General features: G+C 34.4%; 3 protein-coding genes. All 3 read right to left on the bottom strand.

Features of this window, described 5'->3' with window-relative positions; translation table 11 throughout:
- The coding region (locus AB0N14_RS39980) for a site-specific integrase (protein WP_366030589.1) at positions 1–868 on the bottom strand (868 nt) is incomplete at its 3' end.
- Between the two features lie 67 nt (positions 869–935).
- Entirely contained in the window at positions 936–1,271 is a 336-nt protein-coding gene (locus tag AB0N14_RS39975; protein WP_366030587.1) for a hypothetical protein, read from the bottom strand.
- A 13-nt stretch (positions 1,272–1,284) separates the two neighbouring features.
- Positions 1,285–1,752 (bottom strand): hypothetical protein, encoded by a 468-nt coding sequence (locus tag AB0N14_RS39970; protein WP_366030586.1) that lies wholly within the window; start codon positions 1,750–1,752, stop codon positions 1,285–1,287.
- Positions 1,753–1,849 lie beyond the last annotated feature (97 nt).

Here is a 1,849-nt window from a genome sequence, read left to right as displayed (position 1 = left end):
GTTTTTTCCACTCTTTCAACATTGAAATTGTCTCGCTATCTACAGAAACTAAACGATTGCTTTCTTTTGTTTTTGCACTGTCTTGTATCTCATTGCTGTATTGTATGAGTGTCTTAGATACACTAACGGTATTATTGACAAAATCAATATCAGACCATGATAAGGCTAAAGCCTCACAGATACGCAAACCAGTAGCAAGTAAAAGCTTGTATAGAGTAGTGCTTTTTATGTTTGCTGTGGTTGATTGTAACGAGTCAAGGTAATCCAAGAAGCGTTTGAGTTCATCATTGTTAAAATACTTTATTTTTTTGACTGTTCTTGTCTTGAGTTTTGGAGAAAATACTTTTATAGCTGGATTGTCTGAAATAACACCTAATTGCATACCATAATCAAGAATGCGTTTGATGATATTGAGCAACAATTTATAATCTTTACTTTTTCCCTTTTCACGATTACCGTTAACTATTTCAGCAGTATTGGCATTTCTAGCCCAGTCATTAACAATATTTTGCAATAGTACAGTTGTAATTTTCTCAACTTTATAGTTTCCGAGTGCTGGCAAAATATAATTTTTTAAAAAATTACTATTGATTCTGATAGTGTTTGCTTTAACTGTCAATTTATAAGAATCAAACCAACTAGTGGCTAAGGCGTTAAAATTGTCAAATGAAACTTTTTCTCTTGCAACAGTAGAGCCATTTTTGATAAACTTATTCATAGCTTGGTGAGCTTTGTTTTCGCACGTTTTACGGTTCTTGGCTGTAACCGTAGTGCGTACTTGCTTACCTGTTAGGCTATCTACACCAAGATAGACATTTACTTTATAGACGGTTGTACCGTCTTTTTTTTTGACTTCTTTAATATTCATTTTTTTCTCCTGTTCTATTGTCGGGCAAGACATGATTAAGGAGAAAGCAATAGTATCAAAGTTTTATTTATTCAAATTCCATATCATCGATACCGTCAGTAAAGTTTTCTAAAAACTCATACTCATTCATGAAGTTTATCCAGTAATCTACTTGCTCTTCGTGACTGTGAAAGCGAGGCTTGTTTTCTGCATTTTTAATTCCTTCTGCCACGTTTGTGAAAGCGCCGCTTATGTTCATATCCCACATCTTGTTAGCTTCTTTCTCAATTCGAGAATCAGGCCATTTTGCGGATGATTGTCTACTAGCGTTTTTGTCTAATAGGTATATTGTAGCTTTTTCTAAAAATTTACCTTGAGCACGAATATTTTCTTCAACATATTTTCTAAATTCTGTGTAATCCATTTTTCATCCCTTACTATAAACAGTGGCTATCTAGTTGAGGTTGACCGATTATTTCATCAAACACCTCAACAACCAATCCATAATGACGTTTTTCTAACTCAAAATATTCAATAAATTTATCATAATCAATAACATCCGGTTCCCAATCGAACTGAGCAAGCCATTCATCGGCTCTATGTTCAATCATATAGCGGTCGGCTTCTCTTTCCTGCCTTCTGTCCCAACCAGAAGAACGACAATCAAGATGTCTATGTCCAAAGGAAACGTGCCCTATTTCGTGAAGTAATATATTCTGAGTTACCTTTTCACTATTGAATATATCAATAAAAATATAAGCTGTTCCTCTAATATTAAATTTCATTCCATCTTTAAGATGAGGGTAATCTGAAGGATTATAGTATTTTATTTTTAGTGCGAGTTCTGAAAGCAACTCCTTTATAACTGACATATATTTTACCCCCTGCCATGCTCTTCTTCCCATGTTTCACGGAGCAAATGTTTATAAAGTTCTTTTTCTCTATCTGTCAGAGGCACACCATCAAAAGCTACAGCTTCGTCAACAGCCTCTTGAAGCTCTT

Source organism: Streptomyces sp. NPDC051104, from assembly GCF_040682835.1.
Taxonomy (GTDB): Bacteria; Actinomycetota; Actinomycetes; order Streptomycetales; family Streptomycetaceae; genus Streptomyces; species Streptomyces cynarae.
The sequence above is the reverse complement of the archived record's forward strand: the minus strand, read 5'-3'. Positions and strand labels throughout refer to the sequence as shown.